The sequence below is a fragment of the Polaromonas sp. genome, assembly GCF_039930745.1.
GTDB lineage: Bacteria > Pseudomonadota > Gammaproteobacteria > Burkholderiales > Burkholderiaceae_C > Polaromonas.
This window is the reverse complement of sequence record NZ_JBDTTH010000004.1, coordinates 92,849-117,647: the sequence shown is the minus strand read 5'-3', so window position 1 is coordinate 117,647 and position 24,799 is coordinate 92,849. Positions and strand designations below refer to the sequence as shown.

Below are 24,799 nucleotides of genomic sequence, written 5' to 3'. Positions count from 1 at the left end.
ATGCTTTGCGAAGATGGCTGCATCGCGGCCAAATGCAATAGGCCGCGCTGCGCGACATTATGATGAGTTTGCTTTTTGCCTTCGAGGAAGATTTCATGGCCAGTAGCCTGTTTGCACTGATCGACGACATTGCCACCGTGTTGGACGATGTGGCCTTGCTGACCAAGGTGGCCGCCAAAAAAACGGCCGGGGTGCTTGGAGACGACCTGGCGCTCAATGCCCAGCAGGTCTCCGGCGTTCGTGTTGATCGCGAGCTGCCGGTGGTATGGGCGGTGGCCAAGGGCTCCATGCTGAACAAGGCGATTCTGGTGCCGGTGGCACTGGCCATCAGCGCCTTTGCGCCCTGGGCCGTGACACCCTTGTTGATGATGGGGGGTGCTTTCCTCTGTTATGAGGGTTTCGAAAAGCTCGCACATAAATTCCTGCACAGCCGGGCCGAAGATACCGCGCACCATGACGAGCTGGTGAAAGCGCTGGCTGACCCATCGATGGACCTGATGCAGCTTGAAAAAGACAAGATCAAGGGCGCGGTGCGGACTGACTTCATCCTGTCGGCAGAAATCATTGCGATTACTCTGGGTACCGTGCAGGCCAGTCCTTTCACCACGCAGCTGGCCGTGCTCAGCGGCATTGCCATCGTCATGACCGCGGGTGTGTACGGCCTGGTCGCCGGGATCGTCAAGCTCGACGATGCGGGCCTGTACCTGAGCCGGCAGGCAGGCGAGGGGGGCAGCGTGCGCCTGCAGCGCAGCTTGGGCCGCGGCATCGTGCTGGCCGCGCCCTGGCTCATGAAGGGGCTGTCGATAGCCGGCACGGCGGCGATGTTCCTGGTCGGCGGCGGTATCCTGACGCACGGTGTTCCCGCGCTGCACCATGCCATCGAATCGCTGGCAGCACGCGCCGGCAGTGTGCTGGGCGCGGTCACGCCGCTGCTGGCCGACGCGCTGGTGGGCATGGTGGCCGGTGCGTTGGTGCTGGGCGGGGTCACGCTGTTTCAGCGCTTGCGGGGCCGGTCCGCGGCCTGAACGGGAACGGCCGGCCGGAATGGCCATAATGCAGGCGGGCAGGCGGGGCCGCGCAACGCGGGCTTCCCCCCTTAAAAAAACACAAGCTCGCGCGGCGAGGAGGACGTCTCATCATGGCTTATTCCGGAAAATTCGCGCTGCGCCTGCGGCCCAGCATCGTGGTCCTGTTCCTGCTTCTCTCATTGCCGCTGTTCATCGCCACTGTCTGGATCAACTACGCCACCAATGACAGCATTGCGCGTGACACCGCTCACCAGCTGATAGAAAAAGCACGGTTCGAGACCATCACCAGTTCGACCGAATTGGTGGACCCGATCAAGTCGCTGGTCAAGGTGGCGGCCAGCCTGGGGGAAGCCGAACCCGAGTTTTTTCGCCAGGAGCGGGCGGCCGCCTACATGACCGAGATGCTGGCGCACAGCAGCAACATGAGCAGCGTGTATGTCGCATTTGATGACGGCTCATTCCGCATGAGCCTGGTGCTGCCGCCGGGCGGCCGCATCCAGGACAAGGTCCTGCCCGCGGGGGCACGGCTGGCCACGCGCTGGCTGGACCGCAAGGCCGGCGGCCCAGCGCAGGACCGTTATGTGTTTTTGGATGCGCAGGGCCAGCCGGTGGGCCGCTCCGAGGCGGCGGCCGTCTACGACCCGCGCGTGCGTCCCTGGTTCAAGGACTCGGTGGCGGCAGGGCGCAGGCTCTCGGTGTCGGACCCCTATATCTTTGCAACCACCGGCTTGCCCGGCATCACCATTGCCATGCCTTTTTTTGCCGGCGGCAAAATGGCGGGTGTGGTGGCGGCGGACATCACGCTGGACAGCTTGTCCAATTTTCTCGCGTCGCGCCCGGTCAGTCCGAATTCGCTGAGCCTGATCGTGGATGACGATGACCGCATCATTGCCCACCCGGACGTGAGCCAGGCGATCCGCCGCGAGGACGGCAAGCTGCTGCAGAACAGCCTGTCGCGCCTGTCGAGCAAACTGCCGGCGCTGGCCGTGGCATCGCGGCCCGACAAGGACAGCGAACGTTTCACCTTTGTCGATGCGCACAGCGGCAGGGAGTACGTGGCGATGTTTGCGAAATTCCCGCCCACCGTCGGCAAGGCCTGGCGCGTCATGATCATCGCGCCGCTGGCCGATTTCTCGCGCAAGTGGACAGAGAACAACCGCAAGGTGCTAATCTTCGGCGCGATCGCGGTGGTCCTGCAGGTGCTGCTGATCTACTTTTTGTCCATGCTTATTGCCAGGCCCATCGAGCTGCTGGAAAAGAAGGTGATTGATGTGCAGAATTTCGTCTCCAGCCCCTCCCGGCGGATTCACTCCCGCATCCCGGAAATCAGCTCGCTGATCCACGCGGTGAACACGCTGGATTCGACCATCCACGCGTTTTCGGCCTTTGTGCCCAAAGGCCTGGTGCAGCAGCTGCTGAGCTCGAACCAGCGGTTGGAGCTGGGCGGCAGCAGTCGCTTCCTGACGATTTTCTTTTCCGATATTGAATCTTTTTCCGCTCTGGCCGAGACCAGCCCGGCACAGGAGTTGCTGCTGCGGGTGTCGGCCTACCTTGAAGCGGTGACGCGGGCGGTCAATCACGAGCAGGGCACCATCGACAAGTTCATCGGCGACGGCGTGATGGCGTTTTGGGGCGCCCCTGCGGTTCTCAAAAACCACGCCTACCACGCGTGTGTGGCTGCCCTGCGCGTGCAGGCGAGCATGCGCAAGCTCAACCAGCAGTGGATGCTCGAAGGCCTGCGCCCGCTCAACGTGCGCATCGGCATCCACAGCGATTCGGTTCTGGTCGGCAACATCGGTTCAGCCGAACGCATGAGCTACACGGTGATGGGTGACGGCGTGAACCTCGCCTCGCGGCTGGAAGGTGCGAACAAGGAGTTCGGCACGCAGGTCTGCATCAGCCAGACGGTGTTCAAGGAAGCGGGCGAGCAGTTGTGGCTGCGCCCCATCAATGTGGTCACCGTCAAGGGCCGGCGCTCCGACATGGAAATCTACGAGTTGGTCGGCATACGCGGAGGCGATCCCGAACTCGAGGCCACGCCCGAGCAGATCCGCCTGTGCGTGCTGACGCAACATGCCTACCAGGCCTTCAGCCAGGGCGACATCGCCACGGCCCTGCACCGCTATACTGAAATTCAGCGCGAGTACCCCGCAGATCCGCTGTCACGGGCCATGGTGGCGCTGTGCCACCAGCCGCAACATGCAAGTCGGTCCCTGAGCTTGCAGGACCCGGCTGTTTGACCGGCCTGGCGTTTAATTTCTTTTTTCTTTTTCAGGATTGATCATGACGCTTTCGATGTACCAGGCTTCCGTTCCCGTTTTCAAACAGATGCTGGGAGGCCTGGCCGGCATTCTGGCCAAGGCCGAGGCGCATGCCGCCGCGCGCAAGATCGAGCCCATCGTCCTACTGCAGGCGCGCCTGTACCCCGACATGTTTGCCTTGCTGCGCCAGGTGCAGGTGGCTTGCGATTTTGCAAAAAGCGTGTCGGCCCGCATTGCCGGGGTAGAGGTCCCCAGCTTTGAAGACAAGGAAGCGGATTTTGCGGACCTGCAGGCACGCATTGCCAAAACACTGGCGTTCATCGACAGCCTGGGCGCGGCGCAGATCGACGGCAGCGAGGAGCGCCGCATCGTGACACAGGCGGGTACACCGAAAGAAAAGGTCTTCACCGGCCAGGCCTACCTGCTGAACTATGGCTTGCCGCATTTCTTTTTCCACACCACCACGGCCTATGCCATCCTGCGCCACAGCGGTGTGGAAGTCGGCAAGAAGGACTACCTGGGCAGCTATTGAACTGGCGGCAGGTGCCCGCCGTTCACGCAGGCACCAGGCTGGCCAGCTTACTTGTTGCGTGCCGGCCAGCCGGAACTCGGCTTGATTGACGGCCTGGGCCAGGGCGCGGCAGTTTCATCCAGATGATTCTGTGAGCCTTCAGCAAAAGGCCAACCCTTGGCAGGCTTCGTGGACGGCTCTTGTGCCTGTCCGGACGGTGGCCGGGTTTCGCGCTCATTGCGCTCATCACGGGCGTTGCGGGGGGCGTCAAGCCGGGCCATGGAGTCTCCTTCAATGAAGGAACGAATTTAGTCCTCTTGTGCAGTGCGGCATGTAAGACGTGCCCGCGTCTGCTGTAGGACCAGCCTGCAGCGCTTCAAGCCACCAGTGCTACCGGCTGCGATGGTGCTGCCGGCGCATGTTGCATCGGGAGGGGTAGGGTGCTCTTGCGCTGGATCAGGTCGTGTTTTGAAAACAGGTCGGCCACCCAGTCCACAAACACCCGCACCTTGTTGCTGAGATGGCGGTTGGGCGGGTACACCACGTGGATGGGTTTGGCCTCCGAGCACCAGCCGCCGCACACAGGTACCAGGGCGCCGCTGCTGATGTGGTGCTGCACCAGGAAAGTGAGCGTCTGCAGCACGCCCAGGCCCGCCAGAGCGGCGACCACACCGGCATTGGAGTCATTGACCGCCAGCATGTGGCGTCCGTTCACCTGCACTTCTTCGCCATCCCGGCGCAGCTCCATTGGGTAGAGGCGGCCCGTGCGCGGCGAGATATAACGCACCAGGGTGTGGCCGTTAGCCAGCTCATCCGGGTGTTGCGGTGTGCCGTGGCGCTTGAGGTAGGCCGGCGTGGCGCAGGTGATGAGGTGGAACTCACCGATACGCCGCGCCACCAGCGACTGGTCCTGCAGCTCGCCGCCGCGCACCACACAGTCCACGTTTTCGCCAATGATGTCGACCGGCCGGTCACTCACCCCCAGCTCGATCTGGATGTCGGGATAACGGGCGTAAAAATCGGGCAGTGCCGGAATGATGACGGCCAGGCCAAGCGAGGAGGGAATGTCTATCTTGAGCCGGCCGCGCGGGCTGGCTTTCGCCCGCGACATGCTCGACTCCAGCTCCTCCATGTCGCCAAGCAGGCGGCCGGCGCGCTCGTAATAAGCCGCGCCGTCGGCCGTCACCGTGACCTTGCGGGTGGTGCGGTTCAGCAGCTTGGTATCCAGCTCTTTTTCCAAAGTCTGGATCAGCCGCGTCACGGTGGCTTTGGGCATGCCGATGGAGTCGGCGGCCTTGGTGAAGTTGCCTGCTTCCACGACCCGCACAAAGGCCTGCATGGCTGAAAACTTGTCCATTCAAAAAATCCTGTTCACTGGGGGATGCGAAGAATAGTCGGAAAAGCTGGCGGTTTTGGCGGTGATTGTTCCATTTCTGAAACAAAGTAAATGCAGGATGCCTCTTTATTGAGCGTCCTGGAGCGCCTATCTTCTGCTGCATTGCAACAACAAAACCGCTTGCGGTCCCAGATGATGACAAGCCAGCACCTCGCCAGCCATGGCACGCCGAATGCCCCGCTCTTCAGCGTGGACAAGCAGATCCCGCTTGCGCGCCGGGAACCTCTGGCTGCGCGCTTTTATGGCCGCCGGCAGGGCGATCACGTCTCCCCGCTGGTGTTGCATTTCCATGGCGGGGCTTTTGTCGGCGGTTCGCTGGAGGGCGGTTCCTGCGTCAGTGGCCTGCTGGCAGAGGCCGGCGCTGTGGTGATCTCGCTGGACTACCCGCTGGCCCCGGCCCATCCTTTTCCGCAGGCTGTTGAAACGGTATACGCCGCCTTGCTGTGGGCCTGGAGGGCCAGGCACAAACTGGCGGGCCACGATGCCCCGGTGTTCCTGGCCGGCGAGGAGGCTGGCGGCAACATCGCCGCCGCCGTGTCCCTGATGGCCCGGGACCGGCAGGAGCCGGCGCTCGCCGGGCAGATCCTGCTCTCGCCCATGCTGGACCCCTGCCTGGCCACGGCTTCGCTGCGCGACGCCAAGGCCGGCCCGGTCGGCTGCCAGTGGGCCGATGGCTGGCACGGCTACCTGGCTCGCATGGAAGATGCCTCGCACCCCTACGCTGCCCCCGGTGCGGCCTTGCGTCTGACCGGTCTGCCGCCCACCTTGCTGGTGACCGCGCAGGACGATCCGCTGCGCGACGAAGTGCAGGCTTATGCGGCCCGCCTGCGGGCCGCAGGGCTGGTCGCGCATGACACCGTCTTGGCTGCACCCACCGGATGGCCTTGCAGTTACCTGAACCCCGCCAGCTGCGCGTCCGACTGGGCGCCCGTGGTGCTACAGCAGTTCCGCGATTTTCTGGCTGGTCCGGCGGCCGGGCCGGCCGCGCATCACTCCCCTTCTACAACTTCCTAAACCCCTATTTTTCGAGGAAATTTCCATGCAGTCGATCCGTTCAAGCAACAACAAAAAACGCCTCCTGGCCGTCACACTGGCCGTGCTGGCCCTGGCCGGCATTTCCGCCGCCGTTTTTGGTCTGCCCGGCTCCCGGGCGCAGGCACAGGGGTCGGCCGAGCCGGCCGCGACGCCCGTGTCCGTGGCCACCGTGGTGCAAAGCGAAGTGGCGGGCTGGGAAGAGTTTTCCGGCCGGCTGGAGGCCGTCGAGCGGGTGGATATCCGCTCGCGTGTGGCAGGCACCATCCAGACCGTGCATTTTCGCGAAGGTGCCCTGGTCAAAAAAGGCGAGCTGCTGCTGACCATCGACCCCGCGCCGTATGCCGCCGAGGTGGCGCGCGCCGAGGCCCAGGTGGCGGCTGCACAGGCCCGCGTGGCGCAGGCCAGGGGAGAACACGAGCGCTCGCAGCGCCTCTGGAACGAGCAGGCGATTTCCCGCCGCGAGTTTGACGAACGCACCAACGGCAAGGGCGAGGCCGACGCCAACCTGCGTGCGGCGCAGGCGGCCCTGCAGACGGCGCAGCTGAGCCTGGGTTACACGCAGCTGCGTGCGCCGGTGGCCGGCCGCGTCGGCAGGCTGGAAGTGACGGTTGGCAACCTGGTCGCGGCCGGCCCAGGCGCGCCGGTGCTGACCACGCTGGTGTCAGTCAGCCCGATTTACGCCAGTTTTGATGCCGACGAGCAGGTGGTGGCCAAGGCGCTGAAAGAAGTGCAGGCCGGCGGCACCGGCGGGCGCCAGCTGGAGCGCATTCCCGTGCAGATGGGCACGGCCGCCAGCACTGACACGCCATTTGAAGGCAAGCTGCAACTCGTCGACAACCAGGTGGACGCCAAAAGCGGCACCGTGCGCGCACGTGCCGTGTTCGACAACAAGGATGGCCAGCTGATGCCCGGCCAGTTTGCGCGCATTCGCATGGGCCAGGCCAGCAAGGGCTCGGCGCTGCTGATCAATGAGCGCGCCGTCGGCACCGACCAGAACAAGAAATTTGTGATGGTGGTGGGCGCCGACAACAAGGCGGCGTACCGCGAGATCACGCTGGGTGCTTCCGTCAACGGCCTGCGCGTGGTCAAGGGCGGACTGGCCGCCAACGAACGCATTGTCGTCAACGGCCTGCAGCGCGTCCGGCCCGGTGCACTGGTGGCGCCGCAACAGGTCGAGATGTCGGCCAAGGCAGAACTCAACGCCAAACCCGTCCAGATCGCGGTCAAGTCATGAGCCACCCGCGCCCTTGCATGGGCATGAGCCCATGTAGCGGACCCGGCCGACCCACTCATCTCGATTGCACCCCAACGCGGCCCCGTTTAGGCCGCAAACAGGTTCTAAGCCTGGCCCCGACATTTGAACAAGAAGAATTGTCATGAATCTCTCCAAATTTTTTATCGACCGGCCGATTTTTGCCGGCGTGTTGTCGCTGCTGATGCTGATTGCCGGCCTGGTGGCTCTGCGCGGCTTGCCGATTTCCGAATACCCGGAAGTCGCACCGCCTTCCGTCGTCGTGCGTGCCCAGTACCCCGGCGCCAATCCCAAGGTGATCGCCGAGACGGTGGCCATGCCGCTGGAGGAATCGATCAACGGCGTCGAGGGCATGCTCTACATGGGCAGCCAGGCCACCACCGACGGCGTGATGACGCTGACCGTGACCTTCAAGCTCGGCACCGACCCCGACAAGGCACAGCAGATGGTGCAGAACCGCGTCTCGCAGGCCGAGCCGCGCCTGCCCGAAGAAGTACGTCGGTTGGGCGTGACGACGGTCAAGAGCGCCCCCAACATCACGATGGTGGTGCACCTGGTCTCGCCGAATGATCGCTACGACATCAACTACCTGCGCAACTACGCGGTGCTCAATGTGAAGGACAGGCTCGCGCGCATCCAGGGCGTGGGCCAGGTGCAGATCTTCGGCGGCGGCGATTACTCGATGCGCGTCTGGCTGGACCCGCAAAAAGTCGCGCAGCGCGGCCTGTCGGCCAGCGATGTGGTCGCGGCCATCCGCGGGCAGAACGTGCAGGCGGCCGCCGGTGTGGTTGGCGCCTCGCCGGGCCTGGCCGGCGTGGACATGCAGCTGTCGATCAACGCGCAGGGCCGGCTGCAGAACGAGGAAGAGTTCGGCGACATCATCGTCAAGACCGGCGCTGATGGCGCGGTGACGCGGCTGCGCGATATCGCCCGCCTGGAACTGGGCGCCTCCGAGTACGCCTTGCGTTCGTTGCTGAACAACAAGCCTGCCGTCGGCATGGGCGTGTTCCAGGCACCTGGCTCCAACTCGCTGGAAATTTCGAGCGCTGTGCGCCAGACCATGGACGAACTCGCGAAGAACATGCCCGAAGGCGTGGAGTACCGCATTGCCTACGACCCGACGCAGTTTGTGCGCGCCTCCATCAAGTCGGTGATCACCACCCTGCTCGAAGCCATCGCGTTGGTGGTGCTGGTGGTGATTCTGTTCCTGCAAACCTGGCGCGCGTCCATCATTCCGCTGCTGGCCGTGCCAGTGTCGGTGGTCGGCACTTTCGCCGTGCTGCACTTGCTCGGCTTTTCGATCAATGCGCTCAGCCTGTTCGGGCTGGTGCTGGCCATCGGCATCGTGGTGGACGACGCCATCGTGGTGGTCGAAAACGTGGAGCGCAACATCGAGGCCGGGCTTACCCCGCGCGAAGCGACCTACCGCGCGATGCGCGAGGTGTCCGGGCCCATCATTGCGATTGCGCTGGTGTTGGTGGCGGTGTTTGTGCCGCTGGCCTTCATCAGCGGGCTGACCGGGCAGTTCTATCGCCAGTTCGCGGTGACGATTGCGATCTCGACCGTGATCTCGGCCATCAACTCGCTGACCCTGTCGCCGGCGCTGGCAGCCTTGCTGCTCAAAAGCCACGATGCGCCGAAAGACGCCCTGACGCGCGGCATGGACAAGGTGTTTGGCCGTTTCTTTGCAGGTTTTAACCGCCTGTTCGGCCGCGGCGCAGCCGGCTACAGCACCGGTGTGAAAGGCGCCATCTCGCGCAAGACCCTGATGCTGGTCATGTACCTGGTGCTGGTCGGCGCGACGGTGGGCGTGTTCAAGCTGGTGCCCGGCGGTTTTGTGCCGGCGCAGGACAAGCAGTACCTGATTGGTTTTGCCCAGCTGCCTGACGGCGCCACGCTGGACCGTACCGAAGACGTGATCCAGCGCATGGGTGAGATCATGAAGAAGAATCCGAATGTGGAAGATGCCATTGCCTTCCCCGGCCTGTCGATCAACGGCTTCACCAACAGTTCGAACTCCGGCATCGTGTTTGCCACGCTCAAGCCTTTTGCAGAACGCAAGCAGGCCGACCAGAGCGGCGGCGCCGTTGCGGGTCAGCTCAACGGGGCGTTCGCGGGCATCCAGGATGCCTTCATCGTGATGTTCCCGCCGCCGCCGGTCGAGGGCCTGGGCACCACGGGTGGGTTCAAGCTGCAGCTGGAAGACCGCGCTTCGCTCGGCTACGACGCCATGGACGGCGCCGTCAAGGCCTTCCTGGCCAAGGTGGCGCAGGCGCCCGAGATTGCCGGCACTTTCACCAGCTGGCAGGTTAACGTGCCGCAGCTGTACGCCGACATCGACCGCACCAAGGCGCGCCAGCTCAACGTGCCGGTGACCGACATTTTCGACACCATGCAGATTTACCTGGGCAGCCTGTACGCGAACGACTTCAACAAGTTCGGCCGCACCTACAGCGTGCGGGTGCAAGCTGACGCGCCTTATCGTGCGCGCGCCGAAGACGTGGGCCTGCTCAAGGTGCGCTCGACCACCGGCGAGATGGTGCCGCTGTCAGCGCTGATGAAGGTGCAGCCCAGCTTTGGCCCCGAGCGTGCGATGCGCTACAACGGTTACCTCTCGGCCGACGTCAGCGGCGGGCCGGCGCCGGGCTATTCGTCCGGCCAGGCGCAGGAAGCGATTGAGCGTATCGCGGCCGAGACGCTGCCCAAAGGCATCAGCTACGAGTGGACCGAGCTGACCTACCAGGAAATCCTGGCCGGCAATTCGGCGGTACTGGTGTTCCCGCTGGCCATCCTGCTGGTGTTTCTGGTGCTGGCCGCGCAATACGAAAGCCTGACCCTGCCGATCGCCATCATCCTGATCGTGCCCATGAGCCTGCTGGCGGCGATGACTGGTGTCTGGCTTTCAGGCGGCGACAACAACGTTTTCACGCAGATTGGTTTGATGGTGCTGGTCGGGTTGTCGGCGAAGAACGCCATCCTGATCGTGGAGTTTGCACGCGAGCTTGAGTTTGCCGGGCGCACGCCGGTACAGGCCGCGATCGAAGCCAGCCGCCTGCGCCTGCGCCCCATCCTGATGACTTCGCTGGCTTTCATCATGGGCGTGCTGCCCTTGGTGCTGTCCACCGGCGCGGGTGCCGAGATGCGCGCTGCCATGGGTGTGGCGGTGTTTTCCGGAATGATTGGCGTCACGGCTTTCGGCCTGTTCCTTACACCCGTCTTTTATGTGGTGCTGCGCAGCCTCACCGGCAACCGCCCGCTCAAGCTGCATGGCGAGGTGCCGCATGTGGAAGCCTTTGCAGGAAGTTCAGCCAGCGGTGCTGGGGCGCTGCATGCACAGCCTGCCTCTGCCCTCAAGCATCACGAATAACCATGAGTCCCCCTTCAGGAGTATCACCATGAACCGCCTTCGTTTTTCCGCCCGTTCCGCACTGGCACCGCTGCTTGCAGCGCTGGTGCTGGCCGGCTGCGCCACCGCTCCCACGCCCATTGATCCTTCCGCATTGCCGGTGACCCCCACCCTGTTTCGCGAAAGCGAGGCCGTGGCCGTCTCTACCGCTGCGCCCTTCCAGGCGCAGTGGTGGAAGGTCTTTTCCGATCCCACGCTGGACCAACTGGTGGACCAGGCCACACGCAGCAACAACAGCGTGCAAGTGGCCGCCGGGCGCCTCGCACAGGCCCGCGCGATTGCGGGTGCTACCGACGCCAACCGTTCAGTGCAACTGGGCCTGGGCGCGGGCGCGGTGCGCCAGACCGATCCCAACGCCAACAACCGGCCCAAAACCCTGGTGAGCGTGGGCGCCGACTTGTCCTACGAAGTTGACCTGTTCGGCAGGTTGTCGGGGGCATCGGACGCTGCCTCGCTGGATGCCGCGTCCCGCGAAGCCCTGCTGCGCAGCACCCGGCTGCTGGTGCAAGCCGACGTGGCCCAGACTTATCTGAACCTGCGCGCACTCGACACTGAACGTGTACTGGTGCGTGACACGCTGCAGGCCTACCGCAATACCTTGCGCCTGACCGAAGTGCGCTTCAGGGAAGGCGATGTGGCGGAGCTTGATGTGGCGCGCGTGCGCACCGAAGTTGCCTCCACGGAGTCGGAAGCCCTGGCCCTGGACCGGCAGCGCGCCGGGCTTGAACATGCGCTGGCTGTGCTGGTCGGCGAGGTCGCTTCCAGTTTTCAGGTGGCGCCGGCAGAGTGGACCACTGCCTTGCCGGTGATCCCCGCAGGCGTGCCCAGCACGGTGCTGGCGCGCCGGCCCGATGTGTCAGCCGCCCAGAGCAGCATGCAGGCGGCACAGGCGCGTGTCGGTGTGGCCAAGGCCGCCTGGTTCCCGGTCTTCTCGCTGACGGCCAGCGGCGGTTATGCCGCGCCCGAGATCAGCGACCTGTTGAAGATGTCCACCCGTGCCTGGGGCGTGGGTGCCTTGCTGTCGCTGCCGATCTTTGACGGCGGCCGGCGCGAGGCCGGTGTGCAAGGCGCCAATGCCGAACTCGACATGGCGCTGGCCAGTTATCGCGAGCAGATCCTGGTGGCCTTCAGGGATGTGGAAGACCAGCTCTCGGCACTGCGGCTGCTGGCCGAACAGTCCGAAGCGCAATCGCGCTCGGTGGCCTCCAGCAGCCGCGCCACCGTGCTGTCGGATTCGCGCTACCGCAACGGCTTTGTCAGCCAGCTGGAGCTGCTCGATGCGCAGCGCAGCGAGCTGCGCAACCGCCGGCAGGCCTTGCAGGTGCGTGCCGCGCAATACCTGGCCACGGTCGGGCTGATACGTGCTTTGGGCGGCGGCTGGAACACGTGAACACCCCTGTTGAGGCTCACTTCGTGTAGCCTCCTCTCCTCTTGCAGGGAAATAGGCACACCCCTATTGGCGCTCACTTTGTGTAGCACCCTTTCCCCTTACAGGGGACGGGCGCCTGCGGGCCGGCGGAGCCGGACCCGCGGCCCCTGCTGGGCAAGAGTGTGCTTCTAACGTTTTGCGGTCTGCTGAGCCTTGTGGCTTTGTAGTCTCTGATGCTATGTAATTAATAGCTGCTTGCGCCCGCTCTATAAGGGTTGGAGCCTGTTTTGTCATAAAAACGGCGAATCGCTCTTCCGGCCAGCTCCAGCCTTCTGTTAAAACAGCTGGATCGTGTTTAATCCTGCCCCTGCCCCTGCCCATCCTCCTCTTCCAGCCGCGACCATCCTGCTTGCCCCCATGGAGGGCTTGCTGGACTTCGTGCTGCGCGACATCCTGACGCGGGCTGGGGGCATTGACCGATGCGTGTCCGAGTTCATTCGTATCACCGACCAGCTCCTGCCGGAGCGTGTGTTCACGCGCATCGTGCCCGAGTTGCACACCGGCGGGCGCACGCTGGCCGGTGTGCCAGTGCGTGCGCAACTGCTTGGTTCTGATCCGGTGTGTCTCGCAGAAAATGCGGCCCGGCTCGCGACGCTAGGGCCGGCCGGCATCGACCTCAATTTCGGCTGTCCGGCCAAGGTGGTCAACCGCCACGGTGGCGGCGCTGCGCTGCTCGAGGAGCCCGACACCATTGCAGCCATTGTGGCGGCCGTGCGGCACGCGGTGCCCGCGCATATGCCGGTATCGGCCAAGATGCGCCTCGGCTTCAACGACGACAGCAAGGCGATTGCCTGCGCGCAAGCGATTGCCGGCAGCGGCGCCGACGAACTGGTGGTGCACGCGCGCACCAAGGCGCAGGCCTATCGGCCGCCGGCTTACTGGGAACGCATTGCCGATATCCGTGCGGCCGTCAGCATTCCAGTGGTAGCCAACGGCGAGATCTGGACGGTGAACGATGCACGCCTGTGCCGGCAGGCCTCGGGCTGCGACATGCTGATGCTGGGCCGCGGCGCGGTGGCGGACCCCGGGCTGGCTCTGGCCATCCGCGGCGGCAACCAGCACACGGGGCATGCATGGGAAGCCATGCTGCCGCTGCTTGCCCAGTTCTGGGAGCTGGTCTGCAGCCGGCTCGATGCGCACTCGCGCGCCGGGCGCCTCAAGCAATGGCTCAACTTCCTGCGACGCCGTTACCCCGAGGCCGAGCTGGCTTTCCAGGCGCTGCGCACTGTCAATCAGCCGGCGGCCATGACCCACTGGCTAGCCGAACAGGGCCTCGAAGCCGGCGTCGGGTTCGAACCGTCTGTTGCGGTAGCTCAGGCGTGTGGGGCCGGGCAGGGCCTGCTCGCGCACTGAGTGTCTGGCATCGCCGGGGTAGCAGATCACCCGGTTGCCCTCATGATCAAAGGGTTCGGGCTGGATCACCGGCGGCAGGCGCGCGCGAGCTGCGGCCAGCACGCTGGCCACACCGGCGTGGCGCGACAGGTGGGCTAGGCTCATGATCTGCGGCGGTGCAAGTTCTATCTGCCGGTCCCAGTACTGCTGCAGCGCATGGCGCGGGCTCAGCCAGATGCTCTCGGTGGTTTCAAAGTTGTCGTGACTGGCCACCTGACCGTCGGGCACGGCCGCAACAAAAAAACGCGTGTCGAAACGCTTGTTGGTCACCGAAGGCGTGACGGGTGTGATCCAGCGTGACCAGGGCACGATGTTCAGCGTCCGCAGGCGTAGCGCCATCTGCGCCAGCATCGCGTTGAATCCCAGACCTTCGCGCAGCAGCGCTGCCGCGCGGTCGGCAAGACCGGAGAGGCTCGAAGGAAGCTGGCCATCGGCGAACAGCACACCTGATTCTTCAAAGGCTTCGCGCAAGGCCGCCACATACACCGCGCCTGCTGTTCGCTGGTCAATCTCCGGCTCGTTCAGGCCGGCATGCAGCAGGGCCAGCGGCTGGTCCAGGTGCGCAGCCATGTCGAGTTCGGCGTCCGCCGCATCGACCTTGCCGCCTGGAAACACATAGGCGCCACCCAGCACGTCCGACAGGCCGTGGCGTTTCATGAGGAACACCTCCAGGCCTGCAGATGCATCGCGCAGCAGCACCACGGTGGCTGCCGGTCGCGGCGGGGTGGTAACGGTTTCCAGATTCAATTCCATGATGGCTCCTGGCCATTGAGGCTATCAGAGTCTCGCGGCATACCAGGTGAATCTGGACGGGACAAAAAAAATGCAGCCGGGTCCGCTGGACAATGTTCCGACGTTTCGCCGAAGGGCGGAGCTTGGATACCTGTCTTTGTAGCGCGGAAGCCCGGCTGGCACAGCCACAGTGTCTGAAGTCGCATCATGTTGCGATGCAGGCCGGTGGTGATGGCTGATGTAGTCCCTGTCCGTCATCAGCCGCTACACAATTGTTCGCCGTGCAAGCGGAAGTAAGCATGTGCCAACAGACCGGACCTGTCCTACAGCTATGCGCGCCCCGGGCCGACCTGCAGCTGAATTTCACTGTTCTAGATTGAACTCAGTCGGCCCCCCGGTCGGCATTCACCTTAATACCCTTCACGGGGCTTATACCAGGAGCTACACATGAAATTCAACCAATCCTTGACCGCTGCCATCACTGCTGCCGCCCTTGTTGCTGGCGCAGGTTTCGCTTATGCGCAAAACACCGGAACGACACCCGGTGCGCCCGGTGACCTGAACAGCCAGCGTGCCGCAGAGATGAAAGCACCTGACGTTAACCCAGCCACCGGCACGACCATGGAGGCGCAGCCTTCCACGTCCACCAGCGGCTCCTCGGTGGACAGCACCACCAGTGCAACACCTGCACCTGCAGACACAGGAACGCTGGAGCCACGCGCTGACCGCAACTAACGCCTGACGCGTTTCGCGTCATGCGTTTCATGCCTGCAGGGAAGCCGGGTGACTTCATTCGGCTTCCCTGTATTTCGTCATAGATTTCTCAACTCCACGCGCCGATGAAAGACAACGACGACTCTTCGCAACTGGACGCTGTCCTCAAAGGTCTGGGCATAGGCTGCGCCATGCTGGCCTTGATCATGCCGGGTCAGGTCACATCGAGGCAGAGCCGGCAAGCTCCGGCAGCATTGCAACAGCAGTCGGTCCTTGAACAGTTGCCGCGGGCCGCCGATTTTGCAGACGGGCAGGCAACGCTCGAAGTGCGCGAGATGGCCAACTGGGTGATGGGGTCACGCGATCACCGTGGCATGCCGTTTGTCATTGTCGACAAACGGCATGCCACGGTGTACGTATTTCAGCCGGACGGAAAGCTCAAAGGCGTCACGCCGGCGCTGATGGGCTCGGCGGTGGGTGACGATTCGGTGACGGGTATCGGCGAGCGTGAGATGTCGGCCATCCGGCCGCACGAACGCACCACACCGGCCGGCCGTTTTGTGTCCATGCCGGGCGTCAATTCCCACGGCGAGGACATCGTTTGGGTGGACTACCAGGCGGCTGTTTCCATGCACCGCGTGCGTGCCAAGGAGCCGAGTGAACGCCGGCTGGAGCGACTGGCCTCCGCCACCACGGATGACAACCGCATTTCCTTTGGTTGCATCAACCTGCCGGTCGAATTCTATGAAACCATGGTCAAGCCGGTCCTGGGTGCAGCGCGCGGCGTGATTTATGTGTTGCCTGAAACACGTCCCTTGCAGGCGGTTTTCGACGGCTACGGCGTAGCCTCGGGTAAATCCTGATTTTCCGACGTACTGTCGGAGAAAACCTACAAAATCCGCGGTCTCCGGGAAATTCCGGATTTCTGCAGAAAATCGGCTAAAGTCCTTTCAGGTAAAGCATTTTGTGCTATTAATATGGTAGCAAATTTTCCCTTGGAATAACCCCAGTCTTGCCTGATTCAGGCGGGTTTGGGTAGGATATGTCCTACACCCCGGGCTGGTCCCGGTTCTGTACGACCTTCTACTCAACCGGACGCCTGGATGAACCTGAAATACAAGACGCTGTGCGCCGTGGCTGCCTTGGGCGCGCTGTTCTTGCTCTCCGGGCCCGTGGCCGCCGGGGAGGGCGTTTCGCCGATGCCGCGCGCCATGTTGCTGGCCGGCCTGGCTGCCGAAGGGGCTTCCCCTGACACCCTTTACACCGCCCGCTGGGTGCTCGACGCTTCGGACAACCGGGGCCTGCCTTTTGTCATCGTCGACAAAAAAGACGCCCGGATGTATGTGTTCGAAGCCGGCGGCCAGTTGCGCGGCGTCACAGCCGCCTTGCTGGGGCTGGCTCCTGGCGACCACTCGGTACCAGGGATAGGCCTGCGCAAGGTTTCCGACATTCTGCCTTTCGAGCGCACCACCCCGGCCGGACGCTTCCTGTCCCAGCCGGGGCGCAACCTGACGGGCGAAGCCGTGATCTGGGTCAACTACAGCGAAGGCCTGGCCATTCACCGCGTGCGTCCGGACAACAGCCAGGAGCAGCGCCTGCAACGGCTGGCCTCCAGCACGCCGGCAGACAACCGGATTTCACTGGGCTGCGTCGTCGTACCGGTGGCTTTTTACGAAAACGTCGTGACGCCTTTGCTGGGCAACAGCTACAGCGTGGTGTATGTGCTGCCCGAGACGCGGCCTGTCCATGCGCTGTTTGGCACTTACCAGGTCGGCAGCAGCCTGCCTTGATCGGTGAAGGTGCTCGTCGCCCTCATCCCCTTCTACTTCCCTCTGCCCTCCATTCCTGAGGTTCGCCGCTCGCCCCCGCATCAGCGCGTGGTGCGTGGCATGGCGGTGCCTGAGCCCTGCTGCCCGGGGCGTTCGACATAAGACTCTCCCCGGGACAGGGCATCCAGCCTCGCGCTGGCAGTGACGCGTGGGCTATTTACCGGCGGGCAGGAGGTGTCCGTCACCGAAAACACCAAGTGGCCGCCGGGGTACACAGCCGGCAGGGTCTGGTGAAGCTGGTAGCGCATGTCCACCGGTGCCGCAGCGGCGTGGTAGACCACCTGGTTGCTGCGGTTGTAAACCGTGTAGCACGCCAGTGCCTGACTGGCGGACAGGGCGGGAAACAGGGCGACCAGGGCGTACCTGAGGACGGTGTTCATGGACAGGCCTTTCAAAAGTCCCATCTTCCGTCCGCCGCGTCGACGGACGCGCAGGCGGACGGCGGGTTGCCGTGTCAGCCGGTGCGCTGGTATCGCGAGGTTTACCTGTTTATTGCTATGAAATAAATAGCTGCTTGCGCCCGCTGGATATGGGCTAGTGGCTGTTTTTATGCTGAATCTCGCAGCTTGGCGCACCGCGCCGGGTTCACGCCGTCTGGACCGCCGCGCCGCGCCGGCGCACACGGTACAGCAGGAAAAACACGATGCTGAAGTTCAGCAGGTTCCACGCGATGCCGTTGACAAAAGCCGCATGGTAGGAGCCCGTCAGGTCAAACACCTTGCCCGACATCCAGCCGCCCAGCGCCATGCCGATCATGGTGGCCATGATCACCATGCCGACCCGCGCGCCAGCCTCGGCGGGCAGGAAATATTCGCGCACGATGATGGCATACGAGGGCACGATGCCGCCCTGGAACAGGCCAAACAGCGCGGCAATCAGGTACAGCGACACCAGGCCGTCGAAAGGCAGGAACAGCAGCAGGGCGATACCCTGCAGGGCCGAGCCCAGCATCAGCGTGCGCAGGCCGCCTATGCGGTCACAGATCGCACCCGACACCAGCCGGCTCACCACGCCGCAGGCCAGCATCAGCGAGAGCATTTCGGCGCCGCGCGCAGCGCCATAACCCAGGTCGGTGCAGTAGGAAACAATGTGCACCTGCGGCATGGCCATGGCCACGCAGCAGCCCACGCCGGCCACGCACAGCAGGGTTTGCGCCTTGCCGGGCGACAGGCCGAAAGGCAGGCTGCTGGGCGTGGCCGGGGAACGGGCATTGGGCGCCGCCGGCACGGCCAGCGGCGGACGTTTGCGCATCAGCAGGGCCAGCGCCGTCATGCTGACAAAACTGAAGAGGCCCAGGCCCAGATAGGTGTGGCGCCAGCCCGCGGTTTCCACAAAATGCTGCACGATGGGCGGCCAGATCGCGCCGCCGATGTAGTTGCCGCTGGCGCACACTGCTACCGCGATGCCGCGGCGGCGCACAAACCACAGGGAGGTATCGGCCAGCAGCGGCGCGAAGGTGGCCGAGCTACCGAACAGTCCGATCAGAAAGCCATGCGCCAGCGTAAACATCCAGATGCTTCCCGCCATGGCTGCGGCGACATACCCCAGGCCCAGGCTTGCCGCACCGATCAACAGCGGCACCGTCACGCCAAAGCGGTCGGCCAGCCGGCCCATCAGCATGCCGCCAAGCCCAAAACCGATCATCAACAGCGTGTAGGGCAGCGAGGCGTCAGCGCGCGCGACGCCAAACTCGGCTTGCACCGCAGGCAGCACCACCGCCACCACATACATGCCGCTGGCGCCGACTGTCATCAGGGCCAGCGTGACCATCAGGCGCGCCACGGCATACCGTGAATCGGCCAGGGCAGACGGATCGTGCAGGGCGGCGGGAGGGCTCATGACTATGAGCGCCGGGCTGCGCTCTTTTCCTCTTGCTTTAAGTAAGAGGTGCGGCGGCAAGCCCTGCGCTGGCGGTTTATCCCAGGCTTGACGGCTCGGTGGGCTGGAAATCGGCCTGGGCGCCCGAGGCTGCTTTTTCTTCCATGCTGGCATCGCGCGCCGCAAACATGCTCTGCAAGTCTTTCAGGTCGCGCAGCACCTCATCCTCTGCGCCAGCTGCGGGTGCGGCTACCGCCGGCGCTGCGCCAGCCAGCGCCACCGCTGCAGCGACAGGGACGGCAGCGGCCGGCGGTTCGCGCCAGACAGCCGGGTCGGGCATGTCGGGATAAGGGCAGCTGTCTCCGACATTGAACTCCCAGGACACCCCGTGCAGCCAGGTCGAGGACTGCGGCTCGAACTGGCTGATCGCGGCAAGCAGCTCTTTCTGGAAAGCATACGCGTAGGTCAGCAGGCGCGGGTCCCAGCGGCGCAGGATCAGGCGCGCATACATGCCCGGGCCGCGGCTGCGGCTGTTGACGACCAGCATCTGGCATTCGATCCAGCCCGGCACAATGCCGTTCCTGCGCAGGCATTCGCGCAGCAGCGTCTGTACGAGCTGGCGGCGCATGCCATTGTCGGAGTTGTCCTCAATCGTGTGCTGGCCGTCGCGGTTGTCTGCCGGCGGCGTCCTGGCGGACGACCTGGCAGCCGATGGTTTGTCAGCCTTGCCTTTTGAGGCCGCTGTTTTAAGGCCCAGCAGCCTGCTGATCGCTTCTATCATGTGTGGCGTCCCCTTGCTGCCAGCCGGGCCGGGGTGGTCCGGCCCCGTGAAGGTGGCATGCCAATCGATGGTCGCCCAAGTGGGAAGCCAAGTCAAGCGTCCAGCGTTTGCAGCGCTTCTTCCTGCCACCAGGCCGCTGCCGCGTAGTAACTTTCCCACACGCAGCCATTGCAGCCGCGGCCGCAGCAAGTGGTGGCTCCGGCGGCGGTTCGCGCAAAACCTGGCCCTGCGCAGCTGCCTGCCGCTGCAGGGCGCTGAACATGGCCTTGGCCGACATGCGGTCGGTAATGGGGAAGGGCGCTGCTGCTTGCGCTGCTATGCAGCCGCCTTCCCGCAATGTCACTGTTCCAGCCAGCCGGTCAGATTCCCAGCAGTTTTTTGGCGTCGCCCAGCGCCTTCATCGAATCGTCGTGTTTGCCGGCCTTGTGGAACTTCTCGCCGTCCGCGCGCAGGGCCTTGACCTTGCCCATGTCGGCGGCTGAGAGAGTCGGGTTGCTTGAAAGTTTGGCGTCAATGGCCTTCATTTCATTGGGACAGTTATGAGCCATGGCCAGCGAGGAAGCGGCCAGTGCGGCGGCAGCAAGGATGAATTTCATGCGAATCTCCAATGCGCGTCAGAAAATGCTGACGGGAAATGTTAGCAAGAACCGGCGCCTGCCCGCAAGCGCGCTTGCCCGCAGCGACGGTGTCCAAACCGGCGGCTGGGGCGGAGAGGGCCAGGCACTTAAGATCGGTGCTTCTTCCTCTCCTCTTCCTGCTGCCGCATCACCGATATGCGGCAGCCGTCCCACCACCAACCCACAGGGTCCCCATGTCTCTTGAAGTGATTGAAGCCCAGACCGGCGAACAGCCTGTTGCCACCATTCTGATCATGCATGGCCTGGGTGCCGACGGCCGCGATTTTGTGCCGGTCGCCGAGCAGCTCGACTTGTCCAGCGTGGGCCCGGTACGGTTCCTCTTTCCCAACGCACCGGTTATTCCCGTCACCATCAACGGCGGCTACCAGATGCCGGCCTGGTACGACATCCTGGGCGCCAACCTGACAGCCGGCCAGGACGAAAAAGGCATGCGCCAGACCCAGGCCGCCATCAACCAGCTGATAGCGCGCGAAGTCGAGCGCGGCATGCCGGCCAGCCGCATCGTGGTGGCCGGCTTCTCGCAGGGCTGCGCCATGGCGCTGATGACGGGCCTGCGTTATCCCGAGCGCCTGGCCGGCATCATGGGTCTGTCCGGCTACCTGCCGCTGGCGCACACCGTGGCAGCAGAGCGCAGCGCGGCCAATGAGGGCCTGCCGGTTTTCCTGGCACACGGAAAACACGACGGCGTGGTGCAACTGGCCGCGGCCACCGCGACGCGTGATGCGCTGACGGGACTGGGTTACCCGGTCGATTGGCATGCGTACGAGATGGAGCACTCGGTGTGCATGGAGGAAATTGCCGACATGAACCAGTGGCTGTTGCAGATACTGTCCTAGCGTCCTAGCGACTCGGGCGAAATCCGGCAGCCGTAAGGGCTTTCCCTCAATGCGCCACGCCGGGTTTCAGGCCCGCCTGCTGCGAATAGGCGCATTTTTAAACGAAATCATGCTCTAGCCCAAGCAGGGCGGGCGTAAGAGGCTATCAAAAAGATAGTAACTTGCAAACCCCAACAACGGCAGGCCGCGCCGGGCGGCGTGGTACGGCCTGCCGCCGCGCCGCACGGCCTGCAAACAAGCCCGGCCTGTGATACCTTGCACGCCACGAAAGATTCTGAGGGAAGAAGTTATGAACAGCTTGCATGCGCGCAATGCCGCGCTTTTGGGAGACCGCCTCCAGGCGCTCGGTCCCGCCAGGCTGAAAGGCATGCGCCGCGGCATTGAAAAAGAAAGCCTGCGCGCCCAACCCAACGGCACCCTGGCACTGACACCGCACCCGGCGGCGCTCGGTTCGGCCCTGACGCACCCCAGCATCACCACCGACTTCAGTGAGTCGCAGGTCGAGCTGGTCACCGCGGCGCACAAGGGCCTGGCCGAGGGCGCAGACGCCGCGCTCGGCGAACTCACGCAGATTCACCAGTTCACCTACCGCGCGATGCAGGCGCTCGGCGACGAAATGCTCTGGGTCTCGAGCATGCCCTGCGGCCTGCCGACCGACGAAACCATTCCGATTGCACGCTTCGGCTCGTCCAACGTCGGGCGCGCCAAAAGCGTTTACCGCATGGGCCTGTCGCACAGATATGGCCGGCGCATGCAGACCATCTCGGGCATCCACTACAACTGGTCGCTGCCGGAAGTGTCGAACGAGCAGTACTTTGCGCTGATCCGCAATTTCCGCCGCCATGCGTTTTTGCTGCTTTATCTGTTCGGCGCCTCGCCGGCCGTGTGTTCCACCTTTGTCGCCGGGCGCGAGCACGAGCTGCAGCAGCTCTCCGACAGCACCATGTACATGCCGCACGGCACCTCGCTGCGCATGGGCCGCCTGGGTTACCAGAGCGATGCACAGGCTTCGCTGGCGGTCAGCTACAACAGCCTGGAGGGTTATGGTGCTTCGCTGCAGGACGCGCTGACCCACCCGTATCCCGCCTATGAGTCGGTGGGCATCCAGAACCCCGGCGGCGACTACAACCAGCTCGGCACCACGCTGCTGCAGATTGAAAACGAGTTCTACGGCACCATCCGTCCCAAGCGCGTGATCTACCCCGGCGAACGTCCGTTGCATGCACTGCGCGAGCGCGGCGTCGAATACATCGAAGTGCGCCTGATGGACCTGGACCCGTTCGAGCCCGTCGGCATCACCGCGCAGACCATGCGTTTTCTCGATGTGTTCTTACTGCACTGCCTGCTGAGCGACAGCCCGCCGGACACGCCGCAGGAAATTGCCGAGCTCAAACACAACCAGCACCACACGGCCGCGCGCGGCCGCCAGCCCGGCCTGCTGCTCAGGCGCGCAGGCAAGGAGGTGTCGCTGACCTCGTGGGGCGCGGAAGTGGTGGCGCAATGCGCGCCGATTGCCGCAGCACTCGACGCAGCGCATGGTGGCACGCAATACAGCGACACGCTGGTGGCCGCTGAGTCTGCCCTGCTGGATGCCAGCACGCTGCCCTCGGCGCGTGTGCTGCAGGCCATGGCGCGCGACTTTGACAACTCCTTCGTGGCCTTTGCCCGTGCCCAGTCGGTCAAAACCAGGCAGACGCTGCTGGGCCTGCCGTTTTCTGCGGCCCGGCAAGCCGCCTTCGAGGCGCTCACACGCCAGTCCATGGCCGAGCAGAAAAAGATAGAAGCGGCCGACACCCTGCCTTTCGAGATCTACCGCCAGCAGTACGTGTCGCCGGACCGGCTGGGTATCCGCAGCCTGGCGCACGCAGCCTGAGGTGCGGCGCGTCGGTCGGCCGGCGCACCGATAATCGGGGCTGGCTGATGTATCGGACGGCAGCGCACCGCGCGTCCGTCCTCCTTCCCGCCACGACCCAGACTTCGAACCCAAGAAAGAACACCCCGATGGCGATCCAGTGGTTTCCCGGTCACATGCACCTGACCAAAAAGGCCATCAGTGAACGCATCAAGGAAATTGATGTGGTCATCGAGCTGCTGGACGCGCGCCTGCCCGGCTCCAGCGCCAATCCCATGCTGGCCGAACTGACCGGCGCCAAGCCCGCGCTGAAGGTGCTCAACAAGCAGGACCTGGCCGACCCTGCGCGCACGCCACTCTGGCTTGCGCACTACAACAGCCTGTCCGGTACCAGCGCGATTGCGCTCGACGCCAGCGAAACCACGCCGGCGCGCCGCCTGATTGACGCCTGCCATGCGTTGGCGCCAACGCGCGGCAGCATGGTCAAGCCCATGCGCGTGCTGATCTGTGGCATTCCCAACGTCGGCAAGTCCACGCTGATCAACACCTTGACGGGCAAGCGCGCCACCAAAACCGGCGACGAGGCCGGCATCACCAAGCTCGAGCAGCGCATCGTGCTGGCCGACGGGTTTTACCTGTGGGACACGCCCGGCATGCTGTGGCCCCGCATCATCGTTGCCAAGAGCGGCTACAACCTGGCCGCCAGCGGCGCGATTGGCCGCAATGCCTTCAACGAGGAAGAGGTCGCGCTCGAGCTGCTGGATTACCTGATCCAGGCCTATCCGGCTCTGCTGGAGGCGCGCTACAAGCTCAAGCTGGCGCCCGGCGTCACCGACGAGCAACTGCTTGAAGAGATCGGCCGCAAGCGCGGTGCGGTGTTAAGCAAAGGCCGTGTGAACTTGCAGAAAGCCGCAGAGATCGTTATCTACGAATTCCGTGCCGCGACGCTGGGCCGCATCACGCTGGAAACGCCCGAAGAGTTTGCCCAGTGGTTGGCCGCGGGGCAACTGCTCGATGCTGAGCGGCAGGTCAAAAAAGACAGGATAGAAACCGACCGCCTGGTCCGTTTCAAGAAGATCCCACGGCCTGCGCGCGAAGATTTCTGAGGTTGTTTGCCGGCTCCTTCGCCGGCGCAACCTTGCCGCTCAAGGCAGCGTAATACACCGGAATTTTTGACAGCGCATGCCGGGCCGCCTGTTCGCGGATTTCATTGCGTTCGCCGGTGAAGCGCCGCGTTTCTGTGAACATTTCCGCCGCCTGGCCGTTCCGCCCCGCAAAAAGCCATGCGAAACATTGGGTCCCGGCCGGGATGGCCGGGTCGGTGTCGTCGGTCACACCGGTGTTGGCAATGGCCAGGTTGGCCTGGCTGTTGCGCAGCACACCTTGCGCCATCTCGCCGGCCACCTGCTCGCTGGTGAGGTTGAAGCGCGCTATCGTTTCTGGCTTGACGCCCAGGCGCTGCTGCTTGGCATCGGGGGAATAGGTGATGCAAGCACTCTCAAGCAGCTCGCCGGCCCCCGGCACCTCGGCCAGATGAGCGGCGATCAGGCCGGCGGTGCAGGACTCCGCCGTGGCCAGTACCAGCGAATGCGCCGCCATGAAACCGGCGACCTCTTTCAAGGGAGTGTTGGACATGAAACCTCGCACGGCAGGGCAAAAAGAACCATCACTATGGTGTGCCTGGAAAGGGCTGCGTGTCCGCCTGTGGATATTGCGCGTGTAGGAAAAACTTCAGGTGGCGCGGGCCCCCAAGAGGGGGCAGAAATTTCCTCCACGTACCTTGCCCACGCTTGTTGCAGCAACTTACAAAATTTGCGAAATGTCTATGTCAAAAAATGCTGCCGTGCGCCTGCGTGGCTGTCAGACTGGGGAGCCCTGTGCAAAGGAAA

Annotated in this window: 21 protein-coding genes and 1 pseudogene; 14 read left to right on the top strand and 8 right to left on the bottom strand. The window is 64.0% G+C overall.

Annotated elements, in window-relative coordinates:
• The first annotated feature begins 95 nt into the window (after positions 1-95).
• The 3 genes from ABI660_RS03070 (at position 96) to ABI660_RS03060 (ending at position 3,821) form a co-directional block, all read left to right on the top strand.
• The gene (locus ABI660_RS03070) at positions 96-1,025 is read left to right on the top strand and encodes a DUF808 domain-containing protein (protein WP_348064853.1); all 930 of its coding nucleotides are present in this window, start codon (positions 96-98) and stop codon (positions 1,023-1,025) included.
• Between the two features lie 113 nt (positions 1,026-1,138).
• Positions 1,139-3,268, top strand: coding sequence for an adenylate/guanylate cyclase domain-containing protein (locus ABI660_RS03065; protein WP_348064817.1), 2,130 nt, complete (start codon positions 1,139-1,141; stop codon positions 3,266-3,268).
• A gap of 43 nt (positions 3,269-3,311) precedes the next feature.
• Positions 3,312-3,821, top strand: coding sequence for a DUF1993 domain-containing protein (locus ABI660_RS03060; RefSeq protein ID WP_348064815.1), 510 nt, complete (start codon positions 3,312-3,314; stop codon positions 3,819-3,821).
• A gap of 355 nt (positions 3,822-4,176) precedes the next feature.
• Here the strand turns inward: ABI660_RS03060 and ABI660_RS03055 are convergent, their stop codons facing one another.
• Positions 4,177-5,157: a LysR family transcriptional regulator gene (locus tag ABI660_RS03055; protein WP_348064813.1), complete on the bottom strand. Its 981-nt coding sequence runs from the start codon at positions 5,155-5,157 to the stop codon at positions 4,177-4,179.
• A 174-nt stretch (positions 5,158-5,331) separates the two neighbouring features.
• Between ABI660_RS03055 and ABI660_RS03050 the strand changes: the two genes are divergently transcribed.
• From ABI660_RS03050 to ABI660_RS03030, 5 genes are all read left to right on the top strand, one after another.
• Positions 5,332-6,210, top strand: coding sequence for an alpha/beta hydrolase (locus tag ABI660_RS03050; RefSeq protein ID WP_348064811.1), 879 nt, complete (start codon positions 5,332-5,334; stop codon positions 6,208-6,210).
• Positions 6,211-6,235: 25 nt separating this feature from the next.
• Positions 6,236-7,465: an efflux RND transporter periplasmic adaptor subunit gene (locus ABI660_RS03045; RefSeq protein WP_348064809.1), complete on the top strand. Its 1,230-nt coding sequence runs from the start codon at positions 6,236-6,238 to the stop codon at positions 7,463-7,465.
• A gap of 142 nt (positions 7,466-7,607) precedes the next feature.
• On the top strand, positions 7,608-10,850 hold the full coding sequence (locus ABI660_RS03040) for an efflux RND transporter permease subunit (RefSeq protein WP_348064807.1): 3,243 nt from the start codon (positions 7,608-7,610) through the stop codon (positions 10,848-10,850).
• A gap of 28 nt (positions 10,851-10,878) precedes the next feature.
• Positions 10,879-12,279 (top strand): efflux transporter outer membrane subunit, encoded by a 1,401-nt coding sequence (locus ABI660_RS03035; protein WP_348064805.1) that lies wholly within the window; start codon positions 10,879-10,881, stop codon positions 12,277-12,279.
• A 396-nt stretch (positions 12,280-12,675) separates the two neighbouring features.
• Positions 12,676-13,671, top strand: a complete 996-nt coding sequence (locus tag ABI660_RS03030; protein WP_348064851.1) for a tRNA-dihydrouridine synthase — start codon at positions 12,676-12,678, stop codon at positions 13,669-13,671.
• Here ABI660_RS03030 and ABI660_RS03025 read toward each other — a convergent pair.
• A complete protein-coding gene (locus tag ABI660_RS03025; RefSeq protein ID WP_348064803.1) occupies positions 13,576-14,463 on the bottom strand; it encodes an NUDIX hydrolase in 888 nt (295 codons plus the stop codon). The genes ABI660_RS03030 and ABI660_RS03025 overlap by 96 nt on opposite strands.
• Before the next feature lie 426 nt (positions 14,464-14,889).
• Here ABI660_RS03025 and ABI660_RS03020 point away from each other — a divergent pair, with 426 nt between their 5' ends.
• From ABI660_RS03020 to ABI660_RS03010, 3 genes are all read left to right on the top strand, one after another.
• Positions 14,890-15,177 (top strand): hypothetical protein, encoded by a 288-nt coding sequence (locus ABI660_RS03020; RefSeq protein ID WP_348064801.1) that lies wholly within the window; start codon positions 14,890-14,892, stop codon positions 15,175-15,177.
• A gap of 104 nt (positions 15,178-15,281) precedes the next feature.
• Positions 15,282-16,019 (top strand): hypothetical protein, encoded by a 738-nt coding sequence (locus ABI660_RS03015; protein ID WP_348064799.1) that lies wholly within the window; start codon positions 15,282-15,284, stop codon positions 16,017-16,019.
• 240 nt (positions 16,020-16,259) lie between these two features.
• A complete protein-coding gene (locus ABI660_RS03010) occupies positions 16,260-16,946 on the top strand; it encodes a hypothetical protein (RefSeq protein WP_348064797.1) in 687 nt (228 codons plus the stop codon).
• An 80-nt stretch (positions 16,947-17,026) separates the two neighbouring features.
• Here the strand turns inward: ABI660_RS03010 and ABI660_RS03005 are convergent, their stop codons facing one another.
• The 5 genes and pseudogenes from ABI660_RS03005 to ABI660_RS02985 all read right to left on the bottom strand — a co-directional run bounded on the left by ABI660_RS03005 (position 17,027) and on the right by ABI660_RS02985 (position 20,180).
• Positions 17,027-17,365 (bottom strand): hypothetical protein, encoded by a 339-nt coding sequence (locus ABI660_RS03005; RefSeq protein ID WP_348064795.1) that lies wholly within the window; start codon positions 17,363-17,365, stop codon positions 17,027-17,029.
• Between the two features lie 205 nt (positions 17,366-17,570).
• Positions 17,571-18,824 (bottom strand): MFS transporter, encoded by a 1,254-nt coding sequence (locus ABI660_RS03000; protein WP_348064793.1) that lies wholly within the window; start codon positions 18,822-18,824, stop codon positions 17,571-17,573.
• 76 nt (positions 18,825-18,900) lie between these two features.
• Positions 18,901-19,584: a hypothetical protein gene (locus tag ABI660_RS02995; protein ID WP_348064791.1), complete on the bottom strand. Its 684-nt coding sequence runs from the start codon at positions 19,582-19,584 to the stop codon at positions 18,901-18,903.
• 92 nt (positions 19,585-19,676) lie between these two features.
• Positions 19,677-19,861 (bottom strand): annotated as a pseudogene (locus ABI660_RS02990) (oxidoreductase-like domain-containing protein).
• An 82-nt stretch (positions 19,862-19,943) separates the two neighbouring features.
• Positions 19,944-20,180 (bottom strand): hypothetical protein, encoded by a 237-nt coding sequence (locus ABI660_RS02985; RefSeq protein ID WP_348064789.1) that lies wholly within the window; start codon positions 20,178-20,180, stop codon positions 19,944-19,946.
• A 215-nt stretch (positions 20,181-20,395) separates the two neighbouring features.
• Between ABI660_RS02985 and ABI660_RS02980 the strand changes: the two genes are divergently transcribed.
• The 3 genes from ABI660_RS02980 (at position 20,396) to ylqF (ending at position 24,016) form a co-directional block, all read left to right on the top strand.
• The gene (locus ABI660_RS02980; protein ID WP_348064787.1) at positions 20,396-21,058 is read left to right on the top strand and encodes an alpha/beta hydrolase-fold protein; all 663 of its coding nucleotides are present in this window, start codon (positions 20,396-20,398) and stop codon (positions 21,056-21,058) included.
• 289 nt (positions 21,059-21,347) lie between these two features.
• On the top strand, positions 21,348-22,931 hold the full coding sequence (gshA, locus tag ABI660_RS02975) for a glutamate--cysteine ligase (RefSeq protein ID WP_348064785.1): 1,584 nt from the start codon (positions 21,348-21,350) through the stop codon (positions 22,929-22,931).
• Between the two features lie 128 nt (positions 22,932-23,059).
• Positions 23,060-24,016, top strand: coding sequence for a ribosome biogenesis GTPase YlqF (gene ylqF, locus ABI660_RS02970; RefSeq protein ID WP_348064783.1), 957 nt, complete (start codon positions 23,060-23,062; stop codon positions 24,014-24,016).
• Here ylqF and ABI660_RS02965 read toward each other — a convergent pair.
• On the bottom strand, positions 23,979-24,545 hold the full coding sequence (locus tag ABI660_RS02965) for a CinA family protein (protein ID WP_348064781.1): 567 nt from the start codon (positions 24,543-24,545) through the stop codon (positions 23,979-23,981). The genes ylqF and ABI660_RS02965 overlap by 38 nt on opposite strands.
• Between the last annotated feature and the right edge of the window lie 254 nt (positions 24,546-24,799).